The 15000-nt window shown below is 45.4% G+C and carries 15 protein-coding genes and 1 pseudogene; 2 read left to right on the plus strand and 14 right to left on the minus strand.

Going from position 1 to position 15000, the window contains the following annotated elements; genetic code table 11:
• Window positions 1-274: 274 nt before the first annotated feature.
• From MSA64_RS02400 to MSA64_RS02430, 7 genes are all read right to left on the minus strand, one after another.
• Complete coding sequence (locus MSA64_RS02400) at window positions 275-532, minus strand: hypothetical protein (protein ID WP_022171054.1); 258 nt, start codon at window positions 530-532, stop codon at window positions 275-277.
• A gap of 1 nt (window position 533) precedes the next feature.
• Window positions 534-1922: an MATE family efflux transporter gene (locus MSA64_RS02405; RefSeq protein WP_287890382.1), complete on the minus strand. Its 1389-nt coding sequence runs from the start codon at window positions 1920-1922 to the stop codon at window positions 534-536.
• A gap of 101 nt (window positions 1923-2023) precedes the next feature.
• Complete coding sequence (locus MSA64_RS02410) at window positions 2024-2554, minus strand: O-acetyl-ADP-ribose deacetylase (RefSeq protein ID WP_022171052.1); 531 nt, start codon at window positions 2552-2554, stop codon at window positions 2024-2026.
• Between the two features lie 27 nt (window positions 2555-2581).
• Window positions 2582-3019, minus strand: a complete 438-nt coding sequence (locus MSA64_RS02415) for a GatB/YqeY domain-containing protein (protein ID WP_022171051.1) — start codon at window positions 3017-3019, stop codon at window positions 2582-2584.
• A gap of 194 nt (window positions 3020-3213) precedes the next feature.
• Window positions 3214-4407, minus strand: a complete 1194-nt coding sequence (gene tig / locus MSA64_RS02420; RefSeq protein ID WP_154431703.1) for a trigger factor — start codon at window positions 4405-4407, stop codon at window positions 3214-3216.
• A gap of 99 nt (window positions 4408-4506) precedes the next feature.
• Window positions 4507-5850 (minus strand): hypothetical protein, encoded by a 1344-nt coding sequence (locus tag MSA64_RS02425; protein WP_287890384.1) that lies wholly within the window; start codon window positions 5848-5850, stop codon window positions 4507-4509.
• Window positions 5851-5910: 60 nt separating this feature from the next.
• On the minus strand, window positions 5911-7386 hold the full coding sequence (locus tag MSA64_RS02430; RefSeq protein WP_287890386.1) for a polysaccharide deacetylase: 1476 nt from the start codon (window positions 7384-7386) through the stop codon (window positions 5911-5913).
• Between the two features lie 281 nt (window positions 7387-7667).
• Between MSA64_RS02430 and MSA64_RS02435 the strand changes: the two genes are divergently transcribed.
• The gene (locus MSA64_RS02435) at window positions 7668-8123 is read left to right on the plus strand and encodes a hypothetical protein (protein ID WP_022171047.1); all 456 of its coding nucleotides are present in this window, start codon (window positions 7668-7670) and stop codon (window positions 8121-8123) included.
• Window positions 8124-8222: 99 nt separating this feature from the next.
• Here MSA64_RS02435 and MSA64_RS02440 read toward each other — a convergent pair whose 3' ends face one another.
• The 3 genes from MSA64_RS02440 to MSA64_RS02450 all read right to left on the minus strand — a co-directional run bounded on the left by MSA64_RS02440 (window position 8223) and on the right by MSA64_RS02450 (window position 10198).
• Window positions 8223-8681, minus strand: a complete 459-nt coding sequence (locus MSA64_RS02440; protein WP_022171046.1) for a DUF1934 domain-containing protein — start codon at window positions 8679-8681, stop codon at window positions 8223-8225.
• A gap of 4 nt (window positions 8682-8685) precedes the next feature.
• Window positions 8686-9504, minus strand: a complete 819-nt coding sequence (gene murI, locus MSA64_RS02445; RefSeq protein ID WP_022171045.1) for a glutamate racemase — start codon at window positions 9502-9504, stop codon at window positions 8686-8688.
• 76 nt (window positions 9505-9580) lie between these two features.
• Window positions 9581-10198 carry a stage II sporulation protein R gene (locus tag MSA64_RS02450; RefSeq protein WP_022171044.1) on the minus strand — a complete coding sequence of 206 codons (618 nt, stop codon included), beginning with the start codon at window positions 10196-10198 and terminating at the stop codon, window positions 9581-9583.
• Between the two features lie 507 nt (window positions 10199-10705).
• Between MSA64_RS02450 and MSA64_RS12175 the strand changes: the two genes are divergently transcribed.
• The gene (locus MSA64_RS12175) at window positions 10706-10798 is read left to right on the plus strand and encodes a DUF6783 domain-containing protein (protein WP_408636459.1); all 93 of its coding nucleotides are present in this window, start codon (window positions 10706-10708) and stop codon (window positions 10796-10798) included.
• Between the two features lie 57 nt (window positions 10799-10855).
• Here the strand turns inward: MSA64_RS12175 and MSA64_RS02455 are convergent, their stop codons facing one another.
• From MSA64_RS02455 to cas1, 4 genes and pseudogenes are all read right to left on the minus strand, one after another.
• Window positions 10856-12283: a DUF4367 domain-containing protein gene (locus MSA64_RS02455; RefSeq protein ID WP_287890388.1), complete on the minus strand. Its 1428-nt coding sequence runs from the start codon at window positions 12281-12283 to the stop codon at window positions 10856-10858.
• Entirely contained in the window at window positions 12280-12765 is a 486-nt protein-coding gene (locus MSA64_RS02460; protein WP_287890390.1) for a sigma-70 family RNA polymerase sigma factor, read from the minus strand. The genes MSA64_RS02455 and MSA64_RS02460 overlap by 4 nt, the downstream gene beginning before the upstream one ends.
• A 309-nt stretch (window positions 12766-13074) precedes the next feature.
• Window positions 13075-14361 carry an MFS transporter gene (locus MSA64_RS02465; RefSeq protein WP_227750297.1) on the minus strand — a complete coding sequence of 429 codons (1287 nt, stop codon included), beginning with the start codon at window positions 14359-14361 and terminating at the stop codon, window positions 13075-13077.
• 172 nt (window positions 14362-14533) lie between these two features.
• A pseudogene (gene cas1 / locus MSA64_RS02470) lies at window positions 14534-15000 on the minus strand (CRISPR-associated endonuclease Cas1); the annotation flags it as partial.

The following is a 15000-nucleotide window of genomic DNA, read 5'->3' on the forward strand; positions in this document are numbered from 1 at the left end:
GATTTACGCGAGCAACGAGTCAAAGTCCGTGCTTGCACGGAACCTTGAGGAGTGCCGCGATAACGATAAAAACTCGCAAAGCGTGTTTTTATCGTTTAAATGCATTTTGGCTCGTAACTGTGAAGGTACTGAACAGTTACAATCAAAAACAGATTCGACTCAAACCGGATACTTTCTGAGAAATAGCCAATTTGAATCGAATCTGTTTTTTTGTAACTATACAATTCTTACTTCTCCAAAGCCTCTGTCCGCTGCAAAAATACCTGCTTTAGATTTATCCCGGAATCGCCATATCCGGCCAGCTTAAGATCAGTTCGCTGATCTCTTTTTCGTAATCTCCGGTAATATCCTCACTTTTTCCGGCATGATATACATTCGTCTCCACGCCCCAGATGTCACCGTCCACAAATTCCCAGATATGATACCGCAGTCCACGGAACTGAAAATCAAGACTTCCGCAATTGTCCTCTTCTGTATAGGTAAATATAATATTCTTTGTTTTCAGCGCTTCCTGTATTTTTTTCAGACGCATGTTATTCCTCCGTTTTTCCAAGATCCGGATGCGGTTTTACGGTCGCCCAGATCCCTTTTTTTCTTTTCCATACTACTGCAAAGCAGATCAGATGAACACTCAATGTGATGATCCAGGTAATCGGATACGACAGGTACAGGACAAACAGTGAATGTTTCCATACAAAGACAGTAAAGATCCACACGATTCGCAGTCCACAGGCGCCTGCAAGAGATACCAGCATCGGCATGATGGAATATCCCATACCTCGCAGAATACCTACCGCCACGTCCATCATTCCGCAGAGAAAATAAATCTGGCAGATAACCTTCATACGATCCAGACCATATGCGATCACTTCCGGATCGGACGAATAGATGCCAAGCAAGGTGCCTCCGCAACGATATGCCAGTGTACCAAGCGCAAGTCCGACAGTAAATACAATTGCCATACAGTATATGGAAATTTTGGGAATCCGCTTCTGCTGACCGGCTCCCACATTCTGGCTGACAAAGCTCAGTGCCGTCTGGTAAATAGCATTCATGGAAACATAAACAAATCCCTCTATGTTACCGGCTGCCGTATTGCCCGCCATGGCAATCGCTCCGAAAGAGTTGATGGATGACTGGATCAACACGTTAGAGATTGAAAAAATCGCTCCCTGCAACCCGGCAGGAAGTCCGATCTGGATAATACGGATCATCTTCTCTTTGTGAATCCGGATCCGTTTCAGATACAACCGGTACATTCCCTCACTTTTCATCAGACAACGTACGATAAGTGCCGCTGATATACACTGTGAAACTACGGTCGCGATAGCGACACCTGCAACTCCCATCTGAAATCCGATCACGAAAATCAGATTCAGAATCACATTGACCACACCTGCCTCCAGCAGATAGTACAGCGGTCTTCTGGTGTCTCCGATGGCACGCAGCACCGCCGCCCCAAAGTTATAGATCAGCATCGCCGGCATACCGATAAAATATATCCGGATATATAATGCAGCCTGTCCCAGCACTTCCTCCGGTGTTGCCATCACTTCCAGCATCATCGGTGCAAAAATCATACCTGCCACAATCAGAAAAATTCCGCCGATGATGCCAATCGCCATCGAGGTATGTACGGTATCCTGGATGTTCTGTTCATCTTTTGCCCCAAAATACTGGGCAACCAGTACATTGGTACCAATGGAAAAACCGATAAACACATTGGTAAACAGGTTGATCAGCGCACCTGTAGATCCCACTGCGGCAAGTGCATGACTTCCCGCAAATTTTCCCACTACTACAATATCTGCAGCATTAAACAACAGCTGCAGTACCCCGGACAAGATCAAAGGAACCGCAAAGATCAGCAGTTTCTTCAATAATGGACCGGTACACATGTCCATCTCATATGACTTTTTCATCTTCCCAAAAACCTCCCATAGTTTTGCTGTGTAAAAAGCGGACAGATGAAGTCCTGCACAGTCCCCGCTGTACATACTCCTCTCTGCCCGTTTCATTCTTTCTACTTTTCGCTCTCAGCAGCCTGATACTCCCGATACGCTTCCTGATATACCTTCCAGGTACCTTCACCGTGACACACCATGGTCACTTCTTCCACTACCTGTGTCCATTTCAGAAAATCACAGATTGTCCGCACCGCGATCTTCGCTGCCTCTTCCACCGGATAGCCGTACACCCCTGTACTGATCGATGGAAATGCAATCGTCTTGAGACCATACTGTTCTCCCAGTTTCAGGCAGTACTCATAACACCCCTGCAGCAGCACATCCTCATAATTATATCCACCATGCCAGATAGGTCCCGGCGTATGAAGCACATAATGTGCCGGCAGATTGTACCCTTTGGTAATCTTGGCCTTACCGGTATCACATCCGCCTAACGTCTTGCATTCCTCCAGCAATTCCGGTCCTGCTGCCCGGTGAATCGCACCGTCTACCCCGCCTCCTCCAAGAAGCGTTGTGTTGGCAGCATTCACAATTCCGTCTACCGCATAGGTGGTAATATCGCCCATTTCAATCTTAAATTTTCCCATAATAACAAATCCTCCCGCCTTATTCGGTTATTTACACAGTTCCCCCACTACCTGGTTAATAACCTTACCGTCAGCTTTCCCTTTCAGTTCTCCCATGACAGCTTTCATGATCTGTCCTTTATTTTTCGTTGCCAGAACCTCTGCAAATTTTTCCTGCAGACAGATTTTCACCTCTTCTGCAGACATCAGCTGCGGAGCATATTCATTAATAATATTGTAACGAGTCCGGTACTCTTCGATCAGATCGGTACGTTCTGCAGGGCAGGTGTCGATCTGTTCTTTTACTGTTTTCAGTTCTTTTAAAATTACCTGATCTACCAGTTCCGGTTTTATATCATCTCTGTGACCTTCATCGATCGCTACTTTTTTTACTGCGGAAATCAAAGAAGAAATAGCCTCTTTTCTTACTTTGTCTTTCGCTTTCATAGCTGTCACCATGTCTTTTTGTAATACTGCTAATTCCATTGTCTTCTCCTCCTGTATATACAATTATCGCTGTGTCTTATTTTACCTCGAATCGACATTTACTTCAAGCCCGGGATATCATCAAAATCAGTTCAGCGGCCCGATTATTGATATGCACATGCAAAAAAAAAGAGAAAAAGCAACCGGGCTTTCTCTCTTTTTCTGTAATCTATGCTTATTCTTAATGCAAAACGTTAGTTCCCACTGTCATCTGAGGAGCTATCCGCACTGCTGTCAGCCTGCACTTCTGTCACATTTGCATTTTCCAGGATCAGATTACTGACACGGTTCAGCATGATGCTCTGTTCTACATTATCCTGACCATAAGTCTGGATCAGTTCATCTTCGGTACATCCATATTCTGTCAGCATATCCTGCAGAGCTTTCTGATAATCGTCATCACCGATGGCAAATCCTTCTTTGTCACAGATTGCCTGGCATACCAGCGCCTGCGCTGCTACGTTCTTACCGTACTCTTCCATATTGGACTGATATTCTTCCTGCGTCAGTCCGGAGGACTCAATATAAGCATCCAGTTCCATTCCTGCATACTTTGCATAAGTCTCCACCTGCTGTTCATACAGTTTTTTTCCGACTTCAACCAGTGTCTCCGGATATTCATTGATGGTACAATTGTCGATCACCTGTGTCCATGCGGCATAACGAACCTGATTCTCTGCTGTCTGTTCATTGCTCTCTTCCTGTTCTGAACGGATACCTGCTTTATAGTCTGCTAGATTGTCATATCCTTCGATATTGTCTGCCACCCACTGATCCGTAGGCTCGCTTAACGGCTCTTTCACCGCATTGACTGTAACGGTAAATTCTACAGCCTTTCCGGCAAGATCCTGTGTATAATCTTCCGGAAAAGTCAGATTCAGCGTACGGGTCTCCCCTTTTCTTGCACCGATCAATCCGTCTTCAAAACCATCGATGAACTTTCCGGAACCCAGTTTCAGATCTGCTCCCTGATCACTTCCTCCGTCAAATTCTTCTCCGTCGATCTTACCTACATAGTCGATATTTACTGTGTCACCTTCTTTTGCAGCCTGGTCTACTTCCACCGGATAGTTTGCCAGCGCATTATCGATCTCATTCTGTACATCTTCGTCCGTTACAGACTGGATGGTCTTTTCTACGGTCACACCTTTATAGTCACCGAGTGTCACACATTTTTCCACATCGATACCTGCCATCAGCTCTGCGGTTGTTGGTGTATCTTCGGAAGTATCCTCCGTGTTGTCGGACTCTGTCTCTTCCGCGTCATCTGTCTTGGCTGTCTCTTCTGTTTTTGTATCCTTATCTTTTGTAGCTGTCTTCTGACTGCATCCGGTTACGGAAAGTGCCATTACCAGAAGCATGCTGATCATTATCGCTCTTTTCTTCATAAATCCTCCATTTTCATCCCATTAACAGGCACAATACCTTTTGTTTATATCATATTTTTCTTTAAATGAAAAGTATATCTGCCAGATTTCACATTTTTTTCAGGCTTTTTCATCTTCTCCGCCTGTAGCCTGTGTATCTGTTTCATTCGCTGCCATCGGTCGTTTGCTGTCATAGATTTCCTGAAAATCCAGAATCCCCGTAAAACGCCCGGCATCCTTATACAGATCCTGATACATCCGGTAACCATCCACATTCATATAGCTGCATCGGAGATACTGCTCCGTCAACTGTGTTTTTGTTCCGCTGATATCCATGCTGCCATAATACAGAAATCCCTGTTTTTTCAGTATCTGATATACCGGATCCGACTCATCATATGCTTTCCATCCACGGCTGTCTGTACCGGACGGAAACAACAGAATCGTGGTGTTTCCCACAAGTGTTCCCACACTTTCGTTCCATTTTGTAAGATCCGCAGATACGGCCTCTTCATCACTGCCATAATTGGTTCCATCATATCCATTACAGGCAAACTCCCATCCGGCACTTTTCAGAGCTTCGATCACAGGCGCTGCCGCCTCTTTTTCTGCTGCTGTATCAAATACTCCATATTTCGCCGCATAACGGTTATCCGTTGATGTTGCCAGAGCATCATCCGTCCGATAACCAAGAATTCCGTTATATCCGGTAAGTCCCAGGATCCCTCTGGCTCCATTATTGGAAAAGTCCGGGTGTTCCTGAATAAATGCCTCCACACACGGAACCACATCAAAGGCTCCTGTCACAGTACTGCCATCTGAAGCCTGACGTTCACAGGTAAGTGCTCCGTTGCCATCCAGTACCAGCCTGGATGCCAGACCCTGTCCGGACAGTTCCAGATCATAATTCACATTCGTCTCTGATAACAGCAACGGTTTTTTCCCGGATGGCAGCATCAGCTTTTTGGCCTCCATCGCCCCATCTTCATTGACCGCTGCAAGATCAGAAAACCGCACCAGCACATATCCTTCTTCATACAACTGCCCCAGCATGGCGTTGAACTCATCCACCGTCACGCGGGTCTGATCCAGTGTCGCTGCGGCACTGCTGTCTTCCTGTCCGAAAGCCTGATCGGTATCCGCGATCAGACTTTCGAAAGACAGATGGAGAACCTTCTTAAGATCCACCGCTTCCATCTGCACAGTTTCTTCTGTCACCTGGGTTTCCTGTTTTTTTGAATCTTTTTTCCCGGCTGCTGACTGCCTGTACTTTTTTACTCCGCAGGAAACGGCGGAGCCGATCCCCACAAGTATCAGTACAAAGATCAACACAAGGATTCCCCTCAGAATCAGTGCTTTTCTCCGGCGTCTGCGGCGCCGTTCCTGAATCATACGCTGTCTGCGTATCCGGCGTTTGCGCTCCTCAGGCGATTCTTTTACTTTCTGTCGTGTTGTATCATTCATGTTCTTTCCTTATATGTAACGGTTTCATTCCCGCACCGTTCATCTTATCCTTGTATCCTTTTATAATGACGGCATATCCGTACGCGCCGGATCCAGAATCTGTGTCGCATCAAACAGATCACTGGTTCGGTTTTTCTCTCCGTGGACATCGTTCCACAGACGGTAACCATCCAGGTTTCGTCTTCCCTGACGCACATAATTATCACGGATCTGTAAGAAATACTGTGAAGAATCCACATTGCAGAAGAAATTAAATCCCTGGCTCTTCAGATATGTGAACTTTTCATTATCACTGGAATAATCATGCCAGTCTGCAAGATCCTGTCCATGAGCAAAAATAATCGTATCTGTGCCGCCGACTAACGGTGCTACATAGCTGAGCCATTTCTCTGTATCTTTCTGGATACTCTCAAGACTTGCATCACCGATCCGGATATGTCCCCAGGTATGACTGGCGAACTTCCATCCGTCTGCTTTGATAGCATCGGCTACTTTTTTTGCTTCTTCACATTCTTTGTCATAATCAAAATCCGGATGGGCATCCAGCCATGCCTGCTGATCTGCTGTCAGATTCTCTCTTGTCTTATAAGCAATATCGGTACGATATCCCAGAATACCATTGTATCCTGTCAGTGCGATCGTTCCCCTTGCTCCATGGTATGCACCGTCCGGATGTTCTTCCAGAAACTGATCCAGCAGAGGAATACAGTCGTATGCACCGGTTACGGTAGTTCCGTCAGCCTGGATATACTCACAGGTCGGTTTCCCGTTCTCGTCCAGTACTATTTTTGAAGCGACACCGCGACCGTCATAACTGTGATAGTAAGACAGGTCATCCAGCGATAATACAAACGGTTTTTTTCCTTCCGGAAGCATAATTTGATTCGTGGTAAAATGAACCGTTCCGTTCTCATCTGTCGTCTCTGTTACCATATCATGAAGATCGATCAGCACATAGCCATTGTCATACATCGCCTGTGTGATTTTGTTAAATTCGTCTACCGTTGTCATCCACTGCTTGAATCCGGCTGCTGCACTGTCATTGCCGGCAAACCCCCGCTCCGGATCTACAACCAGTGAATGATAGAAAACATGAGTGATCTCGTTCATGTTGACCGCTACCAGCGTAGATTTGTCCGCTTCATAGCCTGCGATCTTCGCCACGATATCCGCATCTTTGTCATAATTATCCAGAGATTTTAACAGTTCAATCGCACCGTCATAATCATATCCCTGTGCCATAACATCTGCCTGATCGATGGATTCCTTACGCTGTTTGTTTTTTGCCTCTTCCTCCTGGATCAGTTTCTCCTGTTTCGCTTTTTCTTCCGCTTTTTTCGCTTTTGAACGGCGCACCTGAGCAGATACCAGTGCGATGGATCCGATCAGGATCAGGATCAGCACACCAAGAACTGCGGCACGCATGATCATCGCCTGCTGACGTCTTTTTCTTCTGCGTTCTCTCCGAAGCCGTTCGATTCGCCTCTGTCTTTCTTCTTCCGTCATGGGTGGTCTTTTCTTTTGTTCCTGACTCATTTTTTTACTCCTTTATTTAGACTTTTGTATGGTTCTTCCGGCGGTCTCTGTGGTTTCCTGATTCCATCCGGTTATTTCTCCATCCAGGTCAGTTCTTATCTCTTTAAAAAAAAGCTGATACCTACCAGATATTATAGCATGAATCCGTTTGAAAGCCATAGCAAAATCGGATTTTCCTGAGATTTTCCCCGATTCTGATTGCCTTTTGCCCATATCAGTGATAAAATAGACAGGCATGGAATGATGGATTCGTGCTTGTATCACAGGACAGGAGGAAAAGTATGAAAGTCTGGCAGGTATTATTAATTATTTTAGTGATTTTGATTGCCGTACTGGTTGTCCTTTATTTTCTTGGCAAACGTGCACAGAAAAAGCAGGAGGAAAATCAGGCACAGATTGAGGCTGCAAAACAGACCGTCAATATGTTGATCATTGATAAGAAGAGACTTCGGATCAAAGAATCCGGACTCCCGCAGATGGTAATCGATCAGACGCCGAAGCTGATGCGCAGAACAAAACTTCCCATCGTAAAAGCAAAGATCGGTCCGAGAATTATGACGATGGTTGCTGACGAGAAGATTTTCGATCTGATCCCATTGAAAAAAGAAGTGAAAGCTACAATCAGTGGTATCTATATCACAGATGTCCGCGGTGTCAGAGGTCCTCTGGAACAGCCAAAACAGAAGGAAAAGTTCTTCCGGAGAATGAAAAACAAAATCGCAAAAAAAGACAAATAAAACTCAAAAACGGAGCTTATTTTCCAGTGATGGATGATAAGCTCCGTTTTTTGTTGCATTGCATATCAATCAATAATTGGTCCGGTGGACCAATTTTGATTATGCTCTGAAAAATGTAGTCTCTTTGCTGCCCTTCGGGGTTACACGGATATGCATCTGACAGTCCGCTACTTTCTGACCATTCATCCCCAGAACATATTCTGTCTTTATCTCCAGAAGTTCCTCTTCTTCCCCTAAATTTACTCCGGTCGTTGTGATATCCATCTGGATCGGACCATATGGTGTCTGATAGCAGGCCATGTTCTGTTTTTCTGTCTCAAAGACCATATTGGTCTGTACCGGTCCTTTTTTTCGCACTTCCATATGACCGGGACGGATCTTGACCAGGTTATGTATCGGTTCGTCAAGTCCTTCCATCTGTTCCTCATACAACAGATAGTGGGTATTGTTCCGGTAATAATATTCTCCGACAGTGATCAGCTCCAGAGGTTCATCAGAACCATGGGGGTCATCCGTGGTCTGCATACCTTTCAGATGGATCAATACTTCTTTTGTCATCTTTTTATTCCTCCAGATTTACCTGTTTTGTCATCTCCACATCATAGGGGAGAATGGAGTTGGCAAAGCTTTTGAACTTTTCTGCCGCATCACTTACATAGAAACGGTATGGAAATTCTTCTTCTACCGATCCCTGATTCAGCAGGTCCTGTTCGATCAGTAATTGTTTTAATGCCAGTGAGGTTTCGTATGCCGGGTTTACCAGCTGTACCTGATCACCCATAATAGATCCGATCACCCCGCGGAGTAGTGGATAATGGGTACAGCCAAGGATCAGGGTGTCTACTTTTTCGTCCTGCATCTCTTTCAGGTATCTGCGGGCCACGATCTCTGTGACCGGATCTTTTCGCCAGCCCTCTTCTACCAGTGGCACGAATAACGGGCAGGGTTTTCCGACTACCGTGATTTCAGGATCAATCTGCTGGATCAGTTCTCTGTACAGGTGGCTGTTGATGGTCGCTTCGGTTGCGATAACACCAACTCTTTTTTTTGTAGTCTCTCTTGCCGCTACCCTGGCTCCCGGTTTTACCACACCGATGATCGGGATATCGATTTCTTTTTCAAGGGTATCAAGTGCCAGCGCACTTGCTGTATTGCAGGCGATCACAATTGCTTTTACGCCCTGTTTTTGCAGGAATCGGACGATCTGTCTGGAGTACCGGATAACGGTTTCTTTGGATTTGCTTCCATAAGGAACGCGGGCGGTATCTCCGAAGTATACGATTTTTTCCATGGGCAGGTTTCTCATGATTTCTCTGGCTACCGTGAGCCCGCCGACACCGGAATCAAATACACCTATCGGTGCGTTACGATCTGTTTTCATGTCTCTTCTCCCATTCAGGTTTCCTGTTTTTACAGTTACATTTTTCTTCTGTCACTGCTTACATACTTATCATATTCTACCTGTTTCGTAAGAAGAATTCAAGTCTAAACCGGATTTTCAGCTTCTGTGGATGCAGAAGGAGGTCATAAGCATCTTCATCGAGTACCTGTTGCAGTTTTTCTTCGCCCTCTTCGGTCATGGAAGGCTCCAGCGCATCCGCAAAACACAGGGAGGGGTAGAGGACGCACCACCAGTTATGGCCTTTTGCCTGTCCGATATCTACGCGAAGGGCATCATAGATTCCTTCCGGGAAAGTACAGGTTCCATAGGTTTTTTCAGGGAACCATTCTTTCTGAAGAGTTACGGTGACGGGTTCCGGGGCGGCCATACGGGTGGCTTCTTTTCGGATGTCCGGGAGATTTTTCCTGATGCACTGTATGGTTTCTGATTTACTGGTGTTTTCGGAGAGGATGGGTGTCAGCCATTCCAGGAGGGATTGTTTTATCCGGAGTTTTTTTTGCTGGTCGGCAACGGTATCACTGTTGGCTCTTATGTGAAAGCGCAGTACTTGTGTTGCGATTTGTTGCTGAAGAGTGGAAGTGGACTTGTCTTGGAGATAGCGGGGGGATTCTGTCACGAGAAGTAATGAGAGGAACAGGAGGGCTGTTAGGGTTGCGTGGGATTGGTGTTTCATTTTTTATGGCTCCTTTTGTTTTTTTTAGAGGATTGACGGGGGTGGGGGATGTTATTCATTCTTGGGGTGGAATATTGTTGGTGGCGTGAAATCATAGTCAAATGCGGATAAAACAATGTCCCTGCCCCGGAATGTGAGATATTTCTCTTGCTCAGCCTTATTGCCAACCGACACGGACGAAACAATGCCCCTGCCCCGGAGCGTGAGACAACCGCCGGCAACGCAAATCTGAGCATTAACTTCGGCTATGTTCACGAGGGTCAGCGGACCCTCGCGAAAGCCTGCGTAAATGCTGGATCTCATATTTGCTAAAGGCGCCGGCAAAAGGCTGTCTCACGCTCCGGGGCAGGGGCATTGTTTCTGGGTATTGAAAAGCGGCAGGTATGTATAGTGTGGATAGTGTTGAGTTTCGGATATTGCAGGCAATTATTGTGTTTTTCTGGGGTACCAGGCACATAGACAATCAGGAGGACAGAGGGTTATGAACTCCTGTTCTCCTGATTTTTTATGTATCGCTTATACACTTGTCTGCGAATCCCAGTTTGTGGGAGATTTTATCCGAATGAGGGCGGCGTAGCGGGCTACGCTGAGGCTTTTTAAACTGTGCAATCGGATTCGTAGACAAGTGAATGATACAGTTATTTCGAAAACGATGTACTAGTTCTGACGGATGTCGATAATGCCGTTTGCAAGGATTTCGTCATCGAACTGGTAGGAGGCGCCTGTGCCGTTGAGGTTCAGGTACATTTCTTTCAGGTCGCTTTCGTTGACGATCCATGCCATGGATATCTGGATGCTTTCGCCCGGTTTGAGGGACGGGATATAGTTTCCGCCATTACCATAGTTCTCGGTTACACTGCAGTATTTCATTTCACCGGTTCGGGCTGCTCCGTCCCAGGTGCAGCAATCGTAGCCGTCTCCGGCTTCTTTGCCCGGTGTATACACTTTGTATGTACTTCCATCGTTGTGGCACATCATCAGGGAACCAAGGTAGAGTATATGGTCTGCTTCCTGGTCTGATGTATTGGTGTATGTGACGGTAGTATATACCAGTTTTTGCTGTTCGGTCTTTGTTTTTACGACTTCATCCAGCGTATTAACTCCGTCTCCTTCCCGGATGTAGGAGATTGTGTTTTCTTTTAATTTTCCGTCTTCTCCGACAGCATCTTCCCATTCCTCCGGAATCTGGCCGTTCAGAAGCTGAAGGTCATCTGTGATCTGAACAGAATCTACCGTTGCCTGTATCGGAATATTGTCTGCGTAATTTCCATCTTTATCTTCACCGCTGGCTGTCAGATCAACTTTCTCTCCGACTTCGGCAACCGGAAGCCGGTCAGCAGATATACTGGTTACAGCTTCGTCCCCCTGTACCTCTTCCGGTGAGACAATATCACTCCAGGTATACATACCGGCAGTTTCTATCATGGTATCTTTTTCTGTGATCTGAAGATTATCTGCTACCTTCAGGGCGTCCTCTTTGGATACATCATCGCCCACATAGATGGTGATCACACGGTATTCTTCCGGACAAAACAGGTAGATACGCTGGTTAAAGAAGCCGTCCTGTATCACTTCATGATATCTCAGATAGACACCTTCGTACTTGCCAAAAGTATGTTCCTCACTCTCTACGATATTTTTATCTTCTTTTGCTTTCTCAAAATCATCACTGTCAAGCAGTACAGAACTAAATGTAAAGCCACCGTTTTGTGCTGTATATTGCAGATGATCTTCATCTGTCCATGTCATGCCATCCGGAATATAGTTCGTTGAGATTGCCACATCATGAATCTGTTCCGGGAGCTGCACGGATGTTCCGGCATCTGCCTGAATCCCAGTCTCCACACGGTAATTTCCCTGTTTTTCCACATACATATGGTACAGTCTGTTGCCGGCATACGCCACTGTGGAAGTAGCAAGCAGACACAGGGCGGCAGCGGCGGCTGCCTGCACTTTGTTCCATTTTCTTTTCTTCATGGGTACCACTTTGGTGTCCTGCAGCTGTCTGCTGACTTCTTCCTGTACCATCTTATGAATAAAATCGGGAGTTTCCGGGATATTGTTTTTCATCTCTTCTAATCTCATGTCCACGCCTCACTTTCCTGCAGATCCTGTCGTAATTTTCCTCTTGCTCTGGCCAGTCTCTTCTGTACGGCTCCTTCGCTGATATCCATAATCTGCGCAATCTCTCTGATGTTAAAATTCTCAATATAATACAGAATCACCGGCATCCGCAGATCTTCTTTCAGAGAACCTACTGCTTTGTACAGATCGCTGTAGTCACTCTTTTCATCCGCTGCAAGCTCTGTCGTCTCACACATCTCGTCCAGAGAAATCACCTTACTTGCCTTTCTCAGGATGGAATAACACTCATTGATCAGGATCCTCATCAGCCATGTTTTTGCATATTTGTCATTTCGCAGTGTATACACTCCGGAAAATGCCTTTACAATCGTCTCCTGTATGGCATCCGCACAGTCCTGATCGCTGTATAACATGGATTTTGCAGTAGAATACATCTGCCTCTCGGAATCCAGGATCAAGGTTCCTAATTGTTCTTTTGTCACTTTTGCACCACCTTTTCTGGTTGGTTTGCCGGCCGGCTTTTTTTGTTTACATAGATTAGACGGAAAACTCCGGAAAATATCCCTCTCTGATTTCTTTTTTATCGCAACTGTTCAGTACCCTCACAGTTATCTATTGAATAGTTACTTTTTATCTTATCACATTTCTTCCCTGACTGTATGAAAATTATCTTTCTATTATGCACAGACAACAGGAGCCTGAGAATTCTTCTACTGATCCTCAGACTCCTGCTGTCTATAGCTGCAATATGTAATTAGCTTTTTTATTCCCGCATCTCCTTCTGATACTTTTTATTTGCTTTCCACGATCCTCCGCTCTTTTCCATCTGCGATCTTCAGGAAGATGAATCCGAGGAAGAAAAAGATTGCCTGTGATGCCACTGCAATATTAATGGTTCCTCCAGCCAGTTTTACTCCTGCGATCACAGCCGATCCAAGGAAAGATGCTCCTTTTGAAAAAATATCATACAGACCAAAATATTCTCCCGAGTTATCCGGTGGAATGATCTTGGAAAAGTACGATCTCGACAGGGACTGGATGGATCCCTGGAAGCATCCCACACCGAATGCCAGAAAACTGAAACCTATCAGGTTCTTTAAGGTCAGCGCATACAGGCAGACGATAAAATACCCTGCAATGCATACCAGGATCAGCTGTACGGTATCGTACTTCTTCGACAATTTTGCAAATACCAGTGAACCGCCAAAGGCAACAACCTGTGTCGCCAGCAGACAGATCACCTGGCCCACAGTGCTCAGGTTCAGGTCCGTTCCGATATTGATACAGTTATCAATAATCGTTCCCACGCCATCGATGTAGAGAAAGAATGCGATCAGAAAGAAAAATACTTTTTTATCTTTTGTTGCGATAAACCTGATGGTTTCAAAGATCCTGCGGAACGCACTTCTCACTGCATGTTCTTTCTTTTCCACGTAATTGATCTGTTTATAATTCTTTATCAGCGGAACCGTCACCAGAAGCCACCAGAGCCCCGTAACCGCAAACCCGATCGCCATGGATAACTTACCGGAAATAATACCCGCCATATCCGGTCCGAGTACATAAGCCACCAGCGCGATCAAAAACGGAATACACGATCCAAGATATCCCCATGCATAACCATAAGAAGAAACTTCGTCCATCCGCTCTTCCGTGGTGATATCGTTTAACATCGAGTCATAAAACATCAGGGACATATTGTAAAAGATCTTGGTTGCTGCAAACAGGAGCAAAAATACGATCCACTGACAGGCAAATCCATTCAGGATGCACCCACAGACACCCACTGCAACGGTACTGGTAAAAAAGATCTTTTTCATGCCTTTATAATCAGAAATCGCTCCACACACCGGACCCAGCAACGCAACCACGATCGTGATCACCGCAATCGCCATCGAGTAATAAGCCGTTGCCCGATCCGATGTCAGCTGCCCCGGCTTTGTCCCTATCGCCATCGCCTTAAACCAGATAGGTATCAGCGCACACGCCAGCATCGTATACGCCGAATTACCCACATCATAAAGCACCCAGGCGAACTCTTTGTCGTTCAGATTGCGGAATATTCTTCTCTTCTTCATACAGCGTCCTCCATCCCTATATAAATTTTCTGAAAATTATCTTTTTTCACGACACATTATATAATTTATTATATATGAGAATGATTAATTTCACAATCTTCTTCGAGTAAAATGCTTGTTAATTTTCTCGCAGATACAACAATCACAGCGTATTCCTCTTTTCAATTCACAGTCGATCCGTATGAAAAAATCCAACATACGGATCTAGCACGACTGCTTCCAACGCTGTTCCGCACATACCTGCCAGTAAAGAATACGCAAAAGATAACATCGCATTTACATTATCCAATGGCGGTCTCTTATTTCTTCCATGGAAATAAAATTCCTGGCAATCGCCACACTTTCCTCTCTTTTTTCACTGATCCTATACTGCTGTTTTCTCAGTGTTACATTTCCTCTGACCTCTCCCGTAACCCTCGCCAGAAAACGACCATTTCCTGACATAAAAGATAAATCAATATTTCTTTGCGCGCATGCTCCCATCAGTGCCGGACTGGCTCCTGTATAACCGAAAGTAATAATCGCCTGCAAATTATGTAATGGAATTCTTCCAACTTCTTTTTTATCTTCCAACACCACTACATTTTCTCCATCCAGGGACAAATATCGGTTGCCGGATGTCACATATAATGTATTCAA

The sequence above is a fragment of the Oliverpabstia sp. genome, from assembly GCF_022785585.1.
In the GTDB taxonomy this organism is placed as follows: Bacteria; Bacillota; Clostridia; order Lachnospirales; family Lachnospiraceae; genus Oliverpabstia; species Oliverpabstia intestinalis.

Bases quoted from the DNA above. Each gene is read 5' to 3' on its own strand.
- MSA64_RS02435 (WP_022171047.1), top strand. From the start codon at position 7,668: ATGAAAGTCTGGCAGGTATTATTAATTATTTTAGTGATTTTGATTGCC.
- MSA64_RS02410 (WP_022171052.1), bottom strand. From the start codon at position 2,554: ATGGGAAAATTTAAGATTGAAATGGGCGATATTACCACCTATGCGGTA.
- MSA64_RS12175 (WP_408636459.1), top strand. From the start codon at position 10,706: ATGTATCGCTTATACACTTGTCTGCGAATCCCAGTTTGTGGGAGATTT.
- MSA64_RS02455 (WP_287890388.1), bottom strand. From the start codon at position 12,283: ATGAGATTAGAAGAGATGAAAAACAATATCCCGGAAACTCCCGATTTT.
- MSA64_RS02450 (WP_022171044.1), bottom strand. From the start codon at position 10,198: ATGAAACACCAATCCCACGCAACCCTAACAGCCCTCCTGTTCCTCTCA.
- MSA64_RS02405 (WP_287890382.1), bottom strand. From the start codon at position 1,922: ATGAAAAAGTCATATGAGATGGACATGTGTACCGGTCCATTATTGAAG.
- MSA64_RS02440 (WP_022171046.1), bottom strand. From the start codon at position 8,681: ATGACAAAAGAAGTATTGATCCATCTGAAAGGTATGCAGACCACGGAT.
- MSA64_RS02400 (WP_022171054.1), bottom strand. From the start codon at position 532: ATGCGTCTGAAAAAAATACAGGAAGCGCTGAAAACAAAGAATATTATA.
- tig (WP_154431703.1), bottom strand. From the start codon at position 4,407: ATGAAGAAAAGAGCGATAATGATCAGCATGCTTCTGGTAATGGCACTT.
- MSA64_RS02430 (WP_287890386.1), bottom strand. From the start codon at position 7,386: ATGAGTCAGGAACAAAAGAAAAGACCACCCATGACGGAAGAAGAAAGA.
- MSA64_RS02425 (WP_287890384.1), bottom strand. From the start codon at position 5,850: ATGAATGATACAACACGACAGAAAGTAAAAGAATCGCCTGAGGAGCGC.
- MSA64_RS02415 (WP_022171051.1), bottom strand. From the start codon at position 3,019: ATGGAATTAGCAGTATTACAAAAAGACATGGTGACAGCTATGAAAGCG.
- murI (WP_022171045.1), bottom strand. From the start codon at position 9,504: ATGAAAACAGATCGTAACGCACCGATAGGTGTATTTGATTCCGGTGTC.
- MSA64_RS02465 (WP_227750297.1), bottom strand. From the start codon at position 14,361: ATGAAGAAGAGAAGAATATTCCGCAATCTGAACGACAAAGAGTTCGCC.